The organism is Acidobacteriota bacterium, assembly GCA_026393755.1.
Classification (GTDB): domain Bacteria; phylum Acidobacteriota; class Vicinamibacteria; order Vicinamibacterales; family JAKQTR01; genus JBAXOX01.
The window spans coordinates 30,426-48,162 of the sequence record JAPKZO010000037.1; the positions used below are offsets into that span (position 1 = coordinate 30,426).

Annotated in this window: 14 protein-coding genes and 1 other RNA gene; 6 read left to right on the plus strand and 9 right to left on the minus strand. The window is 65.7% G+C overall.

Annotated features, from left to right (window positions below):
- Positions 1–19: 19 nt before the first annotated feature.
- A complete protein-coding gene (locus NTV05_15925) occupies positions 20–2,032 on the minus strand; it encodes a hypothetical protein (GenBank protein MCX6545888.1) in 2,013 nt (670 codons plus the stop codon).
- 238 nt (positions 2,033–2,270) lie between these two features.
- Here NTV05_15925 and ltaE point away from each other — a divergent pair, with 238 nt between their 5' ends.
- A complete protein-coding gene (ltaE, locus tag NTV05_15930; protein MCX6545889.1) occupies positions 2,271–3,320 on the plus strand; it encodes a low-specificity L-threonine aldolase in 1,050 nt (349 codons plus the stop codon).
- 23 nt (positions 3,321–3,343) lie between these two features.
- Here ltaE and NTV05_15935 read toward each other — a convergent pair whose 3' ends face one another.
- The 8 genes from NTV05_15935 to NTV05_15970 all read right to left on the minus strand — a co-directional run bounded on the left by NTV05_15935 (position 3,344) and on the right by NTV05_15970 (position 13,807).
- The gene (locus NTV05_15935; protein MCX6545890.1) at positions 3,344–5,281 is read right to left on the minus strand and encodes a heavy metal translocating P-type ATPase; all 1,938 of its coding nucleotides are present in this window, start codon (positions 5,279–5,281) and stop codon (positions 3,344–3,346) included.
- Positions 5,282–5,343: 62 nt separating this feature from the next.
- On the minus strand, positions 5,344–8,448 hold the full coding sequence (locus NTV05_15940; GenBank protein MCX6545891.1) for a CusA/CzcA family heavy metal efflux RND transporter: 3,105 nt from the start codon (positions 8,446–8,448) through the stop codon (positions 5,344–5,346).
- 28 nt (positions 8,449–8,476) lie between these two features.
- Positions 8,477–9,694 (minus strand): efflux RND transporter periplasmic adaptor subunit, encoded by a 1,218-nt coding sequence (locus NTV05_15945; protein ID MCX6545892.1) that lies wholly within the window; start codon positions 9,692–9,694, stop codon positions 8,477–8,479.
- On the minus strand, positions 9,691–10,986 hold the full coding sequence (locus NTV05_15950) for a TolC family protein (GenBank protein ID MCX6545893.1): 1,296 nt from the start codon (positions 10,984–10,986) through the stop codon (positions 9,691–9,693). Before NTV05_15950 ends, NTV05_15945 begins: the two co-directional genes overlap by 4 nt.
- 70 nt (positions 10,987–11,056) lie before the next feature.
- Positions 11,057–11,395: a hypothetical protein gene (locus NTV05_15955; protein MCX6545894.1), complete on the minus strand. Its 339-nt coding sequence runs from the start codon at positions 11,393–11,395 to the stop codon at positions 11,057–11,059.
- A gap of 259 nt (positions 11,396–11,654) precedes the next feature.
- A complete protein-coding gene (locus tag NTV05_15960; GenBank protein ID MCX6545895.1) occupies positions 11,655–12,551 on the minus strand; it encodes a hypothetical protein in 897 nt (298 codons plus the stop codon).
- A gap of 112 nt (positions 12,552–12,663) precedes the next feature.
- Complete coding sequence (locus tag NTV05_15965; GenBank protein MCX6545896.1) at positions 12,664–13,239, minus strand: hypothetical protein; 576 nt, start codon at positions 13,237–13,239, stop codon at positions 12,664–12,666.
- Positions 13,232–13,807, minus strand: coding sequence for an RNA polymerase sigma factor (locus tag NTV05_15970; protein MCX6545897.1), 576 nt, complete (start codon positions 13,805–13,807; stop codon positions 13,232–13,234). The genes NTV05_15965 and NTV05_15970 overlap by 8 nt, the downstream gene beginning before the upstream one ends.
- Positions 13,808–14,011: 204 nt before the next feature.
- On the opposite strand from NTV05_15970, the gene ffs reads away from it, so the two are divergent.
- From ffs to NTV05_15995, 5 genes are all read left to right on the plus strand, one after another.
- Positions 14,012–14,111: signal recognition particle sRNA small type (gene ffs / locus NTV05_15975), an RNA gene on the plus strand.
- A 129-nt stretch (positions 14,112–14,240) separates the two neighbouring features.
- Positions 14,241–16,046 (plus strand): DNA polymerase III subunit gamma/tau, encoded by a 1,806-nt coding sequence (gene dnaX / locus NTV05_15980; protein MCX6545898.1) that lies wholly within the window; start codon positions 14,241–14,243, stop codon positions 16,044–16,046.
- Positions 16,043–16,342 carry a YbaB/EbfC family nucleoid-associated protein gene (locus NTV05_15985; GenBank protein ID MCX6545899.1) on the plus strand — a complete coding sequence of 100 codons (300 nt, stop codon included), beginning with the start codon at positions 16,043–16,045 and terminating at the stop codon, positions 16,340–16,342. The genes dnaX and NTV05_15985 overlap by 4 nt, the downstream gene beginning before the upstream one ends.
- A gap of 177 nt (positions 16,343–16,519) precedes the next feature.
- On the plus strand, positions 16,520–17,116 hold the full coding sequence (gene recR, locus NTV05_15990; GenBank protein MCX6545900.1) for a recombination mediator RecR: 597 nt from the start codon (positions 16,520–16,522) through the stop codon (positions 17,114–17,116).
- 1 nt (position 17,117) lies between these two features.
- Positions 17,118–17,732: a DUF4203 domain-containing protein gene (locus tag NTV05_15995; protein MCX6545901.1), complete on the plus strand. Its 615-nt coding sequence runs from the start codon at positions 17,118–17,120 to the stop codon at positions 17,730–17,732.
- Positions 17,733–17,737 lie beyond the last annotated feature (5 nt).

Consider the following 17,737-nt stretch of genomic DNA (forward strand, 5'->3'; position numbering starts at 1 on the left):
GTCGATCGTCGCGGGAGTGTCAGCGGCTGATGGTACCGTCGGGGTCGGCGGTGCTGGCAAACCAGCCCTCGCCGGCCGTCCGGCGAGGGCGGTACAGGATGCGCGTGTCCCCCTCCGCGACAAGTTCGAGATCAAGCATGCGAATCGCATTGGCAATCAGCGCGGGGGAGGCCCGGCCCCGGCGAACGACCACGTAGCCGAGCCGGGCGCGCTTGACAAATCCGCGAGCGCCCTTTCGGGCTGCCTGTTCAAGTTCCGGCGAAATCGGCTGGCCCTGACTGAGCTGCATCAAGGCGTTCAGCACGGGAAATCTGCGAATGGAATCGACCCTCCTAATCGACACCCGAGAGAGGTACCCGCCGATGAGCCGCTTGTGATGACGCGTCTGATGAAACTGCGCGGAGGCGCTGAAGTTTCCCACCGACGATAATCCGTCCCGCACCCCGAACGGAAGTTCCAGGACCCGGATCCCTCGCGGATCGTGCGCAATGATGTCGTAGACGGGCGACGGGATGGCTGCGTAGAGCTGGCGCGGCGCCGGAATCAGTTCAAACACAAGCAGCGCGGCGACCCCCGTGAGGATCACGCGTCGCCGTGCCGGGTACTTGCGGCCGATGGCGTCGAGTGCGATCGCCAACAACACCGCAACTGCCATCATGATCAGAACCGTGAACCTGGCCGGGGCCCTGGCGCTGCCGAGGACGGGGAGGTATCGCAGAATCGTCCACGGCGTCGGAATGCTGAGATTGATGCCAGCCACGTGCACGAACGGCCCGAGCGCCAGCAGGCTCGAACCAACCGCCAGACCCAGCCAGTATCTGGGCACTCGATGACGCACCGCCCAGGCAGCAAACCCGATCACCGCGAGCGCGACCAGCGGGATGGCGGCGACGTTCTCGACAAACCCGCCGTCGCGTGCCGCCAGCCACGTGGCGAACCACGGCCCGAAGATCGGGTGATTGGGATTCGGCATGAAATAGGCGAGCAGGTCGACGCCCGGCGTGCTGGATCGCCAATAGATGTGCGGCGTCACGTACCGCCCGTCGTAAATCCGGAAGGCCAGGGCGGTGAGCAGAGGCGACAACAACAGCGCGGACACGATGATGCCGTATGGTGACAACCGGATCAGAGTCGAGATATCCGCGGGCACGTGCCATCGGATCGTGGGCCGATACGTCGCAGCTACCCGCGCCAGGACGAGCACCGTCAGGAGCAGCACCGGCGTGTGCAGCGACATCAGGCCCACAGTCCGGCCGGCCACCGACAACGTCGTGCCGCCGGTCACCGCAATCCCAAGAACCACGGCACTGACGATGGTGATCAAGACGTCCAGCGCTCGGAGGGTCCGCTGTGGCCGATTTCCCGCCGGCCCCCGTCTCACGTCGAGCAGATTTGCTGCCAGGTGCCACGCACCAAGCAGCAGGCAGTACACGCCATAGTACGGATCGCAGTAGGTGGCCCAGGCCAGCGTGGCCCCGAGGGCGGCCATATCGCGCCGGCGCCCCGTGCGCCCGGTTCGGCGCAGCAGGAGCACGAAGATCGGCAGCGGCGCCGCCGCGACCAGACTGAAATGCGCGGAGCCTCTCGCGATCATCACAGGGCAGCCGGCAAATAGCAGGCCTCCAAGCCAGGCCCCAATCCCGTCTCCGACCACGTCGCGAGCGAGCAGGTACATCGCATACGCGGTCAGCACGATCAGCATGACGTAGACCAGATTGAAGGCGGCGACCACGCCCACCAGCCGAAGCAGGGGCAGCGCGAGCAGATCGGCAAACGGCGTGTAGTTGTGGAGCGTGAGATCCGCGTAGGCATCGAGCGAGAAGATCGTGGACGTAAACCACGGGAAGCTCATATTCTCGAGCAACTCGTGGTGAAACACCCAGAGGTTCCAGACATAGACGCCCGTGTCGCCTGATGGAGGCCCCGTCAGATGGGTCCCCAGATGCATGGGAAGGGGCCACGTGAAGACCAGGGCGGCCAAGATGTACGCTGCGAGCGCCAGGGCGCGCCGGTGCCCTGCGCGGCGCGTCACGCGGCGGTCGGCTGAGGCGACATCGTCGGATGGCTCAGAGCGAACGACCGGGGGGGCAGTTGGAGTCATTGGCCTGCGGCGCCGACAGTCTAGCAAATGCACCCTCGTCGTTCCAAACGCGCGTGTTGCGACGTGTCGCGCGAAGCATCGGGCCTGACTCCGGACACGGCCTGACGTATCATGAATACCCGCAGCGCGGACTCCGGCCCCGAGGGCGCTGCCACCACGCCGAGGACATATGCCAATCGATTTGCGAAGTGACACCGTAACGAAGCCGTCGCCAGCGATGCGGCAGGCGATGCTGACCGCCGAGGTCGGTGATGATGTGTTCGGCGAAGATCCGACCGTCAAGCGACTGGAGCATCTGGCGGCCGAAATCAGCGGAAAGGCGGCGGCAGTGTTTGTGACGAGCGGCACCCAGGGGAACCTGGCGTCGCTGCTTGCCCACTGTGAGCGCGGCCGCGAAGTGATTGTCGGCGACGAGTCGCACATCTATCACTACGAGAACGGCTCGGCGTCAGCGGTTGGCGGCCTGGTTCTCAAGCCGGTCCGGACCAATCCGGACGGCACGATGCCGCTCGATGCGCTCGAGGCGGCGATCCACCTTCCGGCGCACAACTACCACTTCTACCATTACGCGCCGCCCGGAGTGATCTGCCTCGAAAACACCCACAACCGCTGCGGGGGATCGGTGCTCCCGCCCGAGTACTTTGCCCAGGTGGCTGCGATTGCCGCGCGCCATGGGCTGCCGATCCATCTCGACGGCGCCCGCCTGTTCAATGCGTCGGTCGCGGCAGGTCAGCCGGTGACGGCGTGGACGAAGCACGTGTCATCCGTGCAGTTATGCCTCTCGAAGGGGCTGGCCGCGCCGGTCGGCTCGATGATCTGCGGCTCCGCGGAGTTCGTCGATCGGGCGCGCCGCATGCGCAAAGTCCTCGGAGGCGGGATGCGGCAGGCGGGCGTGATTGCGGCGCCGGGGATCGTCGGATTGACTGAGATGGTGGGGCGGCTCGAGGAGGATCACCGGAACGCCCGCATCCTCGCCGACGGGATCGCCGCGCTGCCTGGCGTGGTCCTCGATCCGCCGCGCGTCGACACCAACATCGTCGTCTTCCGCCTGCCCAGTGTGCCGCGCGCCGAGGAGTTCGCCGCCGCGCTCGAGGGCCGGGGCGTGCTGGTGTCGAATTTCGGCGGCGGGCGCCTTCGGGTGGTGACGCATTACGGCATCAGCGATGCTGATTGCCGGACGGCCGTTGAGGTGATGCGGGAACTGTGCGCCGTCCCGTGATCGCGTCGGTCACGAGGACACGCTCATGCGTGAATCTTCAAGAGACGCAGGGCGTTGGCAATTACCAGCAGCGACACGCCCATGTCGGACGCGATGGCTGCCCACAGCGACGCGGCCCCGAACAGCGTCAGAACGACGAAGACGGCCTTGACCCCCAGCGACAGCGTGATGTTCTGGCGGATGATCGCCAGGGTGCGGCGCGAATGCCGGATCACCCACGGGACTTTCGCGAGATCGTCGGACATGAGCGCGATATCCGCCGTCTCGATGGCGACGTCGCTGCCGACGGCACCCATCGCAATCCCGAGCGTCGCCCGCGCCATCGCGGGCGCGTCGTTGACTCCGTCTCCGATCATGGCGACGCTGCCGTACTTCGCGGCCAGGCTCTCCACGGCCCTGACCTTGTCCTCCGGCAGCAGCTCCGCCATCACCTCGAGGATGCCCGCGTCTGTCGCAATCGCCTCTGCCGTCGGACGGTTGTCGCCGGTCAGCATCACTATGTGCCGGACGCCGAGCGCTCTCAGACGTGAGATGGCGTCGCGCGTCGCCGGGCGAATGGTATCCGCCAGGGCAATCATGCCGCAGACGTGGCCGGCGTTACCGATCACAACGACACTTCGGCCTGCGCTCGACAGTCGCTCGAGATCGGCGTGAATCGCCGCCGTCTCCTGAGCGCGCTCCTCGAGGTAGCGATGCGATCCGAGCCAGTACTGCGTCCCGTCGATGACGCCGGTGGCGCCCTTCCCGGGCAGGATCGTGAAGTCCGTCACCTGGGCTGGGGCCACATCCCTGCGCTTTGCATGGGCCAGGATGGCGAGAGCCAGCGGATGATTGCTGTGCATTTCGAGTCCCGCCGCGATCGCAAGAAGCTCCTGTTCGGTGTGCCCACTGTCGGGGAGGACGGCGACGACGGCGGGCCGTCCCGTTGTCACGGTCCCGGTCTTGTCGAGCGCAATGGCCTGGATCGTCGCGGGCGCTTCGACGAACGCTCCACCCTTGATCAGCACACCATTGTGCGCGGCGGCGGCGAGCGAAGCCACCACGCTCACCGGGGTGGAGATGACCAGCGCACAGGGACACCCGATGACGAGCAGGACCAGGGCGCTGTAGAACCACCCGCTCCAGTCACCGGCGACGAGCGGTCCGGTCAGTGCGATGGCTGTCGCGGCCGCGAGCACGACAGGCGTGTAGATGCGCGCAAACCGTTCGACCCACTGCTCGGCGGGGGCACGGTGGCTCTGAGCGGAGTCGATGAGGCGTCGAATGTGCGCGAGCGTGGAGTCGCCGGCGGGCCTGGTCGCCTCGACCTCGATGGCGCCTTCGCCATTGATCGTACCGGCGAAGACGTCGATGCCAGGCTCCTTGAGAATCGGCACGCTTTCGCCCGTAATGGGCGCCTGGTTCACGCTGCTCGTGCCGGCGACCACCCTCCCGTCGAGAGGAATCCGCTCGCCGGGCCGAACGGCAAAGCGTGCCCCCACCACCGCCTGAGAAGCCGGCACGTCCGAGTAACCGCCAGACACCACGAGACGGACCATGTCCGGGGCCAGTTCCATCAACTTCTCGACGGCTCGCCTCGCTCGACCGACGCTCCAGGATTCGAGTGCGAGCGAGACCGCGAAGAGGAACGACACGGTGGCGGCTTCGAACCATTGGCCGATGGCGATCGCTCCGATGACGGCAATCGTCATCAGCAGGTTCATGTCAGGGCGGAAGGTCCGGATCGCGAACCAGGCGCGAGGCAGGATGCGCCAGACACCGGCTGCGATCGCAAGAGCGTAGATGACCTGGACCGGCGCTGGCACGGTGTGAGTGAGTCGCGCGCCTTCTGAGCCCAGCGCGGCGCTGACGCTTCCGGCGAGCGCCGCATGAAGGCCGAAACCCACGGCCGTGAACAACCCGCTTGCTGCGGTCAGCACCATGCGGCTCGTGCTGCGGCGTGCGCCACTGTCGACGGACACGTGTCAGCCTCCGATCGGACGAGCGGGAGTAATTATCCCACCCTCGGGACTTGCGCCACGGGCTACTGGAGTTCCGTTTCCACCCGCTCCCGGGCAAACCACTGATACAGCGCCGGCAGCACCAGGAGGGTCAGCGCCGTCGAGGTCACCAGGCCGCCGATGACGACGATGGCCAGCGGACGTTGCACCTCGGAGCCCGGCCCCGTCGCGAAGACCATCGGAATGAGGCTGAGAATGGCGATACTGGCCGTCATCAGCACCGGCCGGAGCCGCGCCTCGCAGCCGACCCTCACCGCGTCAACCACGCTGGCGCCCTTGGCTCGAAGGTCCGAGATATACGAGATGAGCACGACGCCGTTCAGCACGGCGACGCCGAAGAGCACGATAAATCCCACCGAGGCCGGGACCGACAGGTAGAGTCCGGTGAGGAACAGCGCGAACACGCCGCCGACCATGGCGAACGGCAGGTTCACGAGGACAAGGCCTGCCAGCCAGACCGAATCGAAGGTGAAGAACAGCAGCAGGAAGATCAGCCCGACGACCACCGGCGTGATGACCATCAGCCGGCTCATCGCCTGTTGCTGGTTCTCGAACTGTCCGCCCCAGTTCAGGTAGTACCCGGGAGGCAGATCGATCGACTTCGCAATCCGCGCCTGCGCTTCTTTGACAAAGCCGCCGATGTCGCGGCCGACCACGTTCAGCTCAATCCCGATCCGCCGCTGGCCGTTCTCGCGGCTGATCTGCGTCGGCCCCTCGACCGTCTTCAGGTCGGCGAGCTGATTCAATGACACCCGATATCCGCCAGGCACGTCGACCAGGAGGCCGCCCAGGCCCTCAACCGATTGCCGGCGCTCGTCGGGAAGGCGCAGGGCGATGTCGAATGCGCGGTTCTGCTCGTACACCCGCGACAACGGCTTGCCGGCGACGGCGACGTCGATGACACTGAGCACGTCGCCCGTGTTGACGCCGTAGCGCGCGACCTTGTCTCGATCCACGGTCACCGTCAGGTAGGGCTGCCCGGCGAGCCGCTCCACCACCAGATCGGCGGCGCCGGGAATGCTCCCGAGGATCGTCCCGAGCTCTCCCGCTTTTCGCCTCAGCACGTCGGTGTCGTCGCCAAAGAGCTTGACGATGATCTGGGCGCGCGTCCCGGCGACCAGTTCGTCGATTCGGCATTGAATCGGCTGGCTGAACGTGAACACCATCCCGGGGATGTCCGCCAGCGAGTCGCGCATCTTCTCGATCAGCTCCTCCCTGGAGTGGGCGCTGGTCCACTGATCGCGGGGCTTGAGCACGCCGACAAATCCGGTCTTGTCCACGCCGCGCGCCTCGATGGCCACGCCGGTCTGCCCGGTGCGCGACACAATCGTCTCCAACTCCGGGAAGCGCTTCAGACGCTGTTCGACGTCGCCTATCGTCTTCATCGCCTGCTCGAGCGAGACGCCCGGAATCAGCTGAACATCCATGTCGAAGGCGCCCTCGTCCATCACGGGCATGAATTCGGTGCCGAGGCGCGGGATGAGCATGATCGCGCCCACCAACGCCATACCGGCTGCCGCGATCACGACAACACGCCGGCGCAGCGCGAATCCCAGCATCGACAGATAGAGACGCCTGGCCACGCCCATCACCGGGCTCTCCTTGTGCACGGGCTTGAGCACGACCAGGCAGAGCACCGGAGTGACGAAGATCGCGAAGACCACGGACGACAGGAGCGCGAGGGCCACAGTGTAGGCAAGCGGCGAGAACATCTTGCCTTCCATCCCCTGCAGGGTGGCGATGGGAATGAAGGTCAACGCGATGATCAACTCGCCAAAGACGCTCGGCTTCTGCACCTCGACCGCGGCGCGGAGCACGGTGTCAAGCCTCGACTCGGTGTCGGGGCTCATCGCGAGGTGACGCTGGACATTCTCGACCTGGATGATCGTGGCGTCGACGACCATGCCGATCGAGATGGCGAGCCCCCCGAGCGACATCAGGTTCGCGTTTAGTCCCGTCCAGCGCATGATGATGAAGGTGAGGAGCCCCGACAGCGGCAGGGCGAGGATCACGACCAGCGCGCCCCTCGCGCTCCACAGGAACAGGACGAGCACCACGAGGACCAGGACGGACCCCTCGGCCAGCGCCTTCAGCACCGTACTGGTGCTCGCGTCGACGATGGACGAACGGTCGTAGAAGGAGACGATCTGCAGACCCTCGGGCAGCACGCGGCTCTGGTTGATCTCCCGGACCTTCGCTTCGACGTTCTTCACGACTTCGCGGCTGTTCTCGCCGCGGAGCATCATCACAATGCCGCCCACCACCTCGCGTTGGCCGTCCTTCTGTGCGGCGCCCTGTCGAATCGCATGATCGATGCGCACGTCTCCGATGTCGCGGATTGACACCGGCGTCCCCTTCTCGGCCTTGAGCACGATCCGGCGAATGTCCTCCTCTGATCGGATCAGGCCCACGCCGCGGATGATGTACTGCTCCGACCCCTGCGACACGACGTTGCCGCCGACGTTCGAGTTGTTGTTGCGGACCGCGTTGGCGACCGCATCCACCGAGAGGTCGTACTTCTGCAGCTTGTCCGGGTCCACCAGGATCTGGTACTGCTGCAGGTATCCCCCGAACGAGTTGATTTCGGTGACGCCGGGAATGCCCTTGAGCAGCGGCGTGACCATCCAGTCCTGGATCGTCCGGAGCCGGGTGAGGGTGGCCACCTGGTCCGCGGCCGCGGCGGTCTGACTGCTCTCGAGCGTGTACTGATAGATCTCTCCCATCGCCGTCGCGATGGGCCCCATCTCGGTCTCGACGCCCTCCGGCAATGATCGCTCTATGGCGCCCACGCGCTCGTGGACCTGCTGGCGCGCGAAGTACACATCCACATCGTCGTGAAACACGAGCGTCACGACCGAGAGGCCGTACTTCGTGACCGACCGCATCATTACAAGACCCGGCAGGCCGCGCATCGCGTTCTCGAGTGGATACGTCACGAACTGCTCGATCTCGAGCGGCGACATGCCGGCCGCCGTGCTGACCACCTCGACCTGGATGTTGGTGACGTCCGGGAAGGCGTCGATCGGAATGGTGCGAACCGCGTAGGCGCCGAGGCCGATCATCACCAGGACCGCCAGGCCTACGACCAGGCGTTTCCGGAGCGAGAAGGCCATCAACCGTTCCAGCATGTGCAAATATCCTCTGCCAGGGTCGCGGCTACTCGCCGGCCAGCGTCGATTTCAGGAGTTCCGCCTTGAGGTTGAAGGCTCCGGCGATGACCACCATTTCCGATCCATCCAGCCCGCGTCGCATCGCGCGCCGCGCGCCGACACGGTCGCCGGTTTCCACCAGGCGCGCCACAAACCTGTCCGCGCCTTCGCGCACGAACACCACCGACTCGCCGCCGATCGTCTGGATGGCTTCCTGAGGAAGCGTCAGCACGTCGCGCGTGCTCACCGCGTTTGGCAATTCGCCCTGGATGTACATGTTCGGCTTGAGGAGCCGCCCGTCATTGCGCACGATCACCCGGACTTTGACCGTGCGGGTCTTCTCGTCCACGATGTCGCCCACGTGATCCACCCGGCCCTGCCAGACGCGGTCGGGGTAGATGCTCGTCGTGATGCGCACCTCACGGCCGCGCGCCACGAGCGGCAGGTCGGTCTCGCGCGCGTCGAGAAGCGCCCAGAGCGTGGAGAGATCGGAGACCGTCAGCAGCATCTTCTGGGGCTCGATGTGCTGCCCATTGATCACGTCCCGCTCGACGACATGGCCCGCGATCGGGGCCGTCAGCGTGAGGTATGGCTCGGCGAGGTCGTCCATCGCCGCGGTGCCGTTGTTCGGCCGGCGCGCCTGGCGGAGCAACTGTTCGACAGCCGCCTGCTCGAGGCCGTAGGAGTGCAGATTCGATTCGGCCACGGCGAATTCACTCGAGGCATTCTCGAATTCGGTCCGTCGTCTGAGGTGTTCCCTCTGATCGATGGCTTCCTGCTTCAGGAGAATCTCCGCCCGCTCGAACTCGCGCCGCGCCAGTTCGAGCCTGGAGCCAGCCTGCAGGTAAGCGGTCTTGGCCTGCGCCAGCGCAGGCGCGTGCACCGTGACCAGCGCCTGGTGCTGACGGACCTCGTCGCCCACCTGAGCGTCGACCAATATCACCTTGCCGTCGAGCAGCGAGGTGATCTGCGCCGTGTGCTGCAGGTCGAGGCTCAGCACGCCGGGAAGCGCGATCGCACCGGCGACCGTGGTGCGCGCCGCCTGGGCGACCTCGATGCCCCACTTCTTCTGAATCTCGGCGGACGCGCGAACGGTGTTCCGATCCGCGGCCTGATCGGATCTGGATTGCTGCGTCTCCGGCGGCTGACTGACGGCGCTGGCAGCCTTGCATCCTCCGCACGCGACCACACCGGCGAGCGTCAGGCCGATCCACGAGCTCTTCATCGCATCTCCTTTCCCTGGGCCGCTGCGGGTGTCCCCACGGCCGCCTCGTACTGAAACAGGCTGATCCGGTAGTCGAAGCGCGCACGGTTCTCGGTGCGCAGGGCCTCTCGAAGCGCTCGCTGGGCGTCGAGGTAGTCGATCAGCGTGGCAGCGCCGCTGCGGTACGACGCCAGCACGATGTCGCGCGCCTCGCGCGCGCTCTTCAGGTACTCTCCCTCGACATACCTGACACGGCGACGCGTCACATCAATCGCGTTCAGCGCCTCCTGCACGTCGAGCGACACCTGGATCTCGGCAGCCGCCAGTCGCGCCGTCGCCTGTTGTTGCTCGGCGCTCGCCCGGGCCACCGCCGCTTCGTTTCGGTTGAAGATCGGCAGCGGCACGCCGAACGAGAAGATCAACCCGTTCGCGCCGAAGTCCCGCTTGACGCCGGCTTCGACGAAGATGGACGGGGTTCGGAGCGCTCGCTGCAGGCGAAACCCGGCCTCCGCGCGTTCACGTTCGCGGCGGGCTGCGTCCAGGTCGGGCCGGCTGGCCAGCGCCAGGCTGATCGGCGCGTCCGTCGCCGCTGGCTGCGGCTCAATGGTCGCGGCGATCGGCGGCGGCAGCAGATCGTCTACCGTGTCGAACGGCTGATCGAGCGGTCTCAGGTCGAGAAGCGCGAGCAAGGCGCTGCGGCTGTTCTTCAGCGCGAGTTCCGCCACGAAGGCATCGTCTGCGAAGCGGAACCGCTCCACCTGGAGACGGCGCAACTCGACGCCGGACAGTTCGCCCTGCTCGTATCGGACCCGGTTCAGCGCCAGCACCTTGTCGATTTCCTCGAGCGTCGTGCGCGCCACCTCGTCGTCTACCTTGGCAAGCACGACCTGCATGTACGCGCGACGGACCTCGAAGCGCAACTGGCGGAGCGCGTCGCGCGAGACGGCCCGGGCGACGTCAGCCCCGCGCTGCGCCTGCTCGGTCCGAAACCGCCGGCGTCCGCCCGGTTCGAGTTCCTGCTGAACGTTGAAAGCCAGCTCCTGGTTGTCGAAGAACGGCGGCCGATTCTGCTCCGATAGCGGAATCCCCTCGGAGCTGAGCGTGAAGACCGGGTTCGGCCGCTTGCCGGCGCCCATCACGTCGGCGTCCGACGCCACGACGCCTTGTTGGGCGACCACGAGCTGGGGATTGCGCGCTTCGGCAATGCGAAGCGCGTCGTCGAGCGAAAGCCTGGCAGGCACCACCGAGCTCTGGGCCAGCAGGCTGCCGGCGCCGGCCAGGAGCAGTCCACACACGAGAAACGCTCGATTCATGACACAACCATGGCGTAGGGCACGCCAGCTACACGAGATGAACGACGAGAAGGGCAGTCGTGTCGAGTGGCTAGCGAGAATGCTGTGGCGGGTGATAGAGCTGGGCGATCGAGGCGGCGGGGATAAAATCAAGGCAGAACGGATCGACGGCCGACGATCGCGGCGGTTCGACAATCAGAACGCCTGCCGAAAGCGTGATTGAATGCGCGTGACAGAAGCAGTGATCAGGATGCAGCAGCCCGGAGTGGTTCGGGGGACTCGTGTTGTGGTGCGACAGGCAAGATGCCGGACAGTCGCCGGAGAAGACATCCGCCGCGCAGAAATCCGGCCAGGCGAGATCGACGCTGATCCACGCCAGCAGAAACAGCGTGGCGCAACGAATCCAGCCGTGTCGTGTCAGCGAACGCATCGGTGCGTCGCATCATAGCAGGAGTGGAAGCGGGGGCAAAACGGGGAGCGGGCTGGGGCCCACGAGAGGACGGTTCCTCCGCGTCCCCGCTCACTCAAGCCGGCAAAACATGCCTTACCGGGACGGGTCGCCGACCTGACGGTTGCGCTCTTCGCGCAGCCCGTCTCGGCCCTATCGGCACGTTTTGCAGACTGGCGCTGTCGGCTTGGTTCGAGGGGCCGCTTCGGAAGCCGTCCCCTCGACGGCCTAGCCCGCCTCATTACTTGACGATCGTCGCCTTCACCTCGAGCGTGACCTTGCGATCGGTCAGCGGGTCGGCCGACTGGCTGAGGATGGTCTGCACGCCGTCGCTCAGAATCGACGTCACACTTTGAGTAATCGCCGTCGTTCTTGAGGCATCGTCCGATCCCGCATCAGCCAGCAACTGGTATTCCAGAGACGCGCGAAGACGAATCCTGTTGCCCTCCAACTCAGGCGAGGCATCAATCGACAGCGGCATGCTGATGTAACTCATGGAGCCCTTTTGTTGGGGCAACCGCGCGTTCGAGCGAATGCGCCCCGACTCGCCATCAGCCACGTTCATCGTGACCATCTTCTTCACGGGCGTTGCCGAGCCGATCTGATCAGTGATCGTGAACTCCAGCCGCAGGTTGACCAGCTGTCCCTTGACCATTCGCGTAGCTTGCACCTTTGGCAGCTCGATCCTGGAAGTCGCCGGTGGCGCCGGCGCTTGAGGTGCTCTGGCGGCACGTGGAGCCGGAGGTGGAACCGGTGGGGCGGGTGGCGGCGGCGGTGCCTGCACGTCGTCGCCAACCGTGTCCAGCGTCACCTTGGGAGAGGCGGCAGTGGGTCTGACCACCTTCGGGCTCGGCGGTCGTGTGGCGGCAACGACTTTCGGCGACTGCACCGTCTGCGCTTCGGCTGCAGCCAGCGCTTCCACGGCAGTCAGTGTGCTGATGGCGGCGACCGGGGCCACTTGTGCCACCGGCGCCGTGACCCGGCTCACGCCGGGAACCGGTGATGTGGCGGCCACCGGCGCAACCGCTGCAATGGCCGGCGCGGCGGGCACAGGACGTGTTGGTGTTTGCGCGGAGGCAAGGGCGGCGACGGTCAGCAGGGCCGCCGATGTCGTGACAAGAGTCAATCTGACGTTCATCGTTCGATTCTCCTTTGTGCTTCGACTCGCAACTACGATTGCGTGTTCTTGTGTGATGATCCGGTCCAAACGCGCCCTCGGCGCGAAGTCCTGAGGGAACGGGTTCGTCTTCCTATCTCTGAATCGAAGGATTGTGTGGCTCACCGGAGCCGACGGAAATGTCCGGAATCGTGATGGGTTTGAGATCTCCAAGCGGTTCGATGTCGATGTCCGGAATGTGGATGGCCTCTGGCCCGAGCTCCGGAATGACGATGGGATCCAGTCGCGCGAGCGCGGTCGGACCCATCTCCGGCGTAGGTATCACGTTCTCGTCAGGCTGCACGGCGGCCACGCCGCGCGCCACAGGCTTGGCGGTCCCGCCTGTCTCCAGCCCCGCGCTGACGAGATTCCCGGAGGGCTGCGGTTGCGACGGTGTCGTGACCGCGGCGGGTGTCGATGATGTGTCGTGTCTCGCGGTGGCTGACTCGGGCCGATCCCCGGGACGCGCGACCCACAGGGCCGTCGCCACCGTCAGAACCAGAACCGCCACCCCGGCAGCCAGAGCCCAACGAGGCAGAACGGCCGAACCGGGGCGCGGGGCGCTTTCGATACGCGCCAGTACTTCGGCGCGCATTCCGGCGGGTGCATCGAGCGCCGTCATCTCGCGCGCGACGGCATCGATCGCTTGATCGAGTGGCGTCTCAGACATGTCCGTACCCCAGCGCGGCCAGCTTGACCTTCAATTGCCGTCTCGACTCGGCCATCCGCCACTTGACGGTGCCCAGCGGGATTCCCAACATCCCGGCGACCTCGTCATAGGTGTGCTCGCCCGACGTCGTCAACAGAAGGACATCCCGCAGCTTTGGTGACAGTCTCGAAATCAGACGCGTCAGGTGCGCGCCAAGCTCAGCATCGATGAGGGCCCGTTCCTGCCCACGAGACGCGTCCGGAAAGTCCCACTGTGCGCCCTCGGCGGGCGCCACGAACCGGCGGAGCAGAGCCTTTACGCTCCGGCGTCTGGTGAGGGCCTTCCGCCACGCAATTGACAGCAGCCACGTCTTGAAACTGGCTTGTTCGCGAAAGCCGGGGAGCGCTCGAAAAGCCGCCACGAATGCCTCCTGCGTCACCTCTTCGGCATCCTCTGCGGACCCCAGCGCGGCCAGCGCCGTCCTGAAGGCCGCTGTCCGGTGCCGGTCAACCAGGACCCCGAACGCGGCGTGATCGCCGCGTCGGGCCCGTTCGACCAGCTCCGAATCGCTCACACCAGTAGTAGACACAGGCAGTCCGTGGTTGGTTGGGTGGAATGTACAGTACACTGACTATCCCGGTGCCGTTGCGGCCTGGTCGGGGTCCAATTACTCCCGGAGTGATTCTGACGACCTAATTACTCCCGGAGTAATTACAAAACTGTAATTACTCCGGGAGTGATTGTGGCGTGATGGCAGTCGGGGCGGGTACAGCATCTCGTGCGTCGCACTGCGGCTCGGACCCTGTGCAATCCCAGCCTGTGAACCGTGTCAGGGCCGGAAGGCAGCAGCACTAAGCGGATCCTGTGATGTGCCGCAGGACAACCCGGGCCGCAGTGGGGCGCACGAGCCGCTAATCACTCCCGGAGTGATTCTTTCGGAGTTAATTACTCCGGGAGTGATTACGAAACTGTAATTACTCCGGGAGTGATTGGCTCGGCATTATTAGGTTGCAGTTTCTGCAATGTCCTACACCGTGATTGCCCGCCGCTGGCGGCCGCAGAAGCTTGACGAAGTGGTCGGCCAGCGTGCCGTCACCCAGACGCTGCGCAACGCGATGGCGAGCAACCGGGTGGCGCAGGCCTTCGTGTTTGCCGGACCGCGAGGCGTCGGCAAGACGACCACCGCCCGCATCCTCGCGCGGATGCTCAACTGCGTGAACGGCCCGACAGCCGACCCGTGCGGCCAGTGCGATCCTTGCCGCGAAATCGCGGAAGGCCGCGACATGGACGTGCTCGAGATCGATGCGGCCACGCACACGGGCGTCGACAACGTCCGCGAAGTCATCATCTCGGGACTGGCCATCATGCCGGTCCGCGACGCGCACAAGATCTTCATCATCGACGAGGTCCATCAGCTCTCCCCCTCGTCATTCAACGCCCTGCTCAAGTCGATTGAAGAGCCGCCGCCCCATGTGACCTTCATCATGGCGACTACGGCTCTCGACAAGATTCCCGAGACGATCGCGTCGCGTTCACAGGTCTTCGAGTTCAAGACCATCTCGAGCCGCGCGATTGGCGACCAGCTGAAGAAGATCGCGGCGGCCGACGGCATCACGGTGTCCGATCAGGCCGTCGCGCTGGTTGCGCGAGCGGCCGAAGGCAGCATGCGCGACGCCCAGACCGCGTTCGATCAGGTGCTGGCGTTTGCCGGCACCACGGTGGGCGCCGACGATGTCGCGCTGGTGCTGGGCCTGGTCGGGCGCGACCTGCTGTTCGACGTGCTGACCGCGGTTGCCGACGAGAACGGCGCCGCGGCGTTTGAGCTGGCCGGCCGCGCGGTCGAAGCCGGTTACGATTTGAAGCTGCTGTGCCGCGAACTGGCGCGGCTGGTTCGCGACCTGCTCGTGCTGTCGATCGACGAGACGCGTTTTACCGACACGGACATCGCGCCCGAACAGGACCACGAGCGGCTGAAGCTGCTGCTGCCGCGGTTCTCGAGAGAGGACCTGCTGCGCGCCTTCGATGTGCTCGCCCGGGCCGAAAGCGAGATCCGATTGGCCGCAGAGCCGCGCTACCACCTGGAGATGGCGCTGTTGCGCTGGATCCATCTCCGCAAACTGACACCGCTCTCCGATCTGATCGATCAGCTGCAGGGCCGATCGCCTGCGGCCGCCTCTTTGCCGCGCGTGACCGCTCCTCCCTCGCCGGGTCGTCCATCGGCGCCGCCATTCCCGTCGCGGTCGGCCCCGGCGTCATCCGGCGCGTCACAGTCTTCGTCGGCGGCGGTCGCCCGCCGGGTGGCGAGCCAGACGTCGAGGCCGCCGGCTGCGTCCGGGTCATCTGCGCCACCGCCTCCGCCACAGCCACCGCCTGCCGCGGCTTTCGAGTCCCCCGCTTCGCAGCCCGGCCAGTCTGCGGGTGCGGGTCGCAGCGTCAAGGACACGTATCTCGACGAGATTCGCAAGTCGAAAGGGGCGTTCCACGGAGCCGTGGCGATGCGGGCGCAGCAGATTGACTTCGAATCCGACCGCATCGTGTTTCGCTTTACCGATTCGCAGCCGTTCCTGGCCGATCAAGTGTGGCAGTACAAGGAGTTTCTCGAGAAGCTGGCGCTGGAGGTGTGTGGCCGCAAGCTCGCCGTCGCCGCGGAGTTCGTCAAATCCGAGACGTCCAGGCACGCGGCCGCCGCGCCCGGTAGCAGCGCGGCTCAGGCGAAGCAGGCCGCCGATCTCAAGGCCGAGGCGCTGGCGAATCCGACGGTTCAAACGCTGCTTGGAATCTTCCCGGCCGACATCACCGATGTGACGGAGCTCAAGAAGAAGTCATGAACATTCAGCAGATGATGAAGCAGGCGCAGCAGATGCAGGAGAAGATGCAGCGCCAGATGGCCGAGATGCGCATCGAAGCCAGCGCCGGCGGCGGCATGGTGACCGTCGTCGTCAACGGCCTCAAACAACTCCAGTCGCTGAAACTCGATCCCGAGGTCGTCAACAAGGATGACGTCGAGATGCTGCAGGACCTGATTCTCGCCGCGATCAACGACGCCAGCCGGAAGGCCGACGACGCGATGTCGCAGCAGCTTGGCGGCATGATGGGCGGGATGAAGATCCCGGGATTGTCCTGAGTCCTTCGATTCATAAGTTCGGCAACGAACTTATTCCCTCATCCCTCGACCTGGCTCGGGATGACCCTGAGCCTGTCGAAGGGTCAGGACTCAGTGCTGAGCGAGTACCTTTGCCGAGTTGCCCGTCGGGAACACGTAGCCGTGATTGCGAGTCGACGCACTGAGGCACTACCTAGCATGTCCCAGCCGGAACCCCTGACACGCCTGATCGACCACCTGCAGCGGCTGCCGGGTATCGGCCGCAAGAGCGCGCAACGCCTCGCGTTTCACGTGTTGAAGAGCACGCGCGAAGATGCCGAGCGGCTGGCTGAGGCCATCCGCGATGTGAAGGATCGCATCAGTTATTGCTCGGCCTGCAACAACGTGACCGACATCGACCCGTGCCCCCTCTGCTCGGATTCGTCCCGGAACACGCGCGTCATCTGCGTGGTGGAAGAGCCGCAGAACGTGATGGTGATCGAGCGCGCCCGCGACTACAACGGGCTGTATCATGTGCTGATGGGCGCGCTGTCGCCGCTCCAGGGCATCGGGCCAGGCGACCTGCGCATCATGGGTCTGCTTGCGCGGGTGGAGGCAGGCGGCGTGGAAGAAGTCATCCTGGCGACCAACCCGAACGTCGAGGGCGAAGCGACGGCGATCTACCTGGCGCGGCTGCTCAAGCCGCTGGGCGTGCGGGTGACGAGGATCGCGATGGGCGTGCCCGTCGGGAGCGACCTCGAGTACGCCGACGATGTCACGATGCACAAGGCAATGGAAGGACGCCGGGAGGTCTGACATGCTCCCCCTCTCGTATCAGATTCCCGCGGCAGTTGCCCTGATGGCCGGTGGCGTCGTGACCTGCTTTGCGGGGTATCGGCTGTTCCGTTTCGTTCTCGGCGCGTACGGCTTTCTCCTGGGCGCGATGGTGGCCAGCTCGATGGTCGGCACCTCCGGCACCTGGGCGATCGTCGTGTCTGCTATTGCCGGGGGAGTGGCGGGCGCGCTGATCCTGACGGTCGGCTACTTCGTCGGTGTGGCGCTGGTCGGCGCCGGCACGGCGGTGTTTCTGCTGAATGCCATCTGGACGCCCCTGCGCGGCGAGCCACATTGGGTGCTGGTCGTAGTGACGGCCGTGGTCGGCGCGTTCCTGGCGATTCGGTTCCAGCGATACGTCATCGTGGCCGCCACGGCCTTTGGCGGCGCGTGGACGCTGCTGGTGGGGCTGGCGGCGCTGATGGCCGGGAAGGCCGCCAAAGCGGCGTCGGCCTCGACCGACGTCTGGGTCGTGTATCCGAACGCCGCCGTGCTGCCGACTTCGTGGGTGTACGCCGCCTGCGCGGTGATCGGCCTGATCGGCATGTACGTGCAGTTCCATACCGGCGGAAAGCGGAAACAGAAACGGAAGAGCTGAAGGCT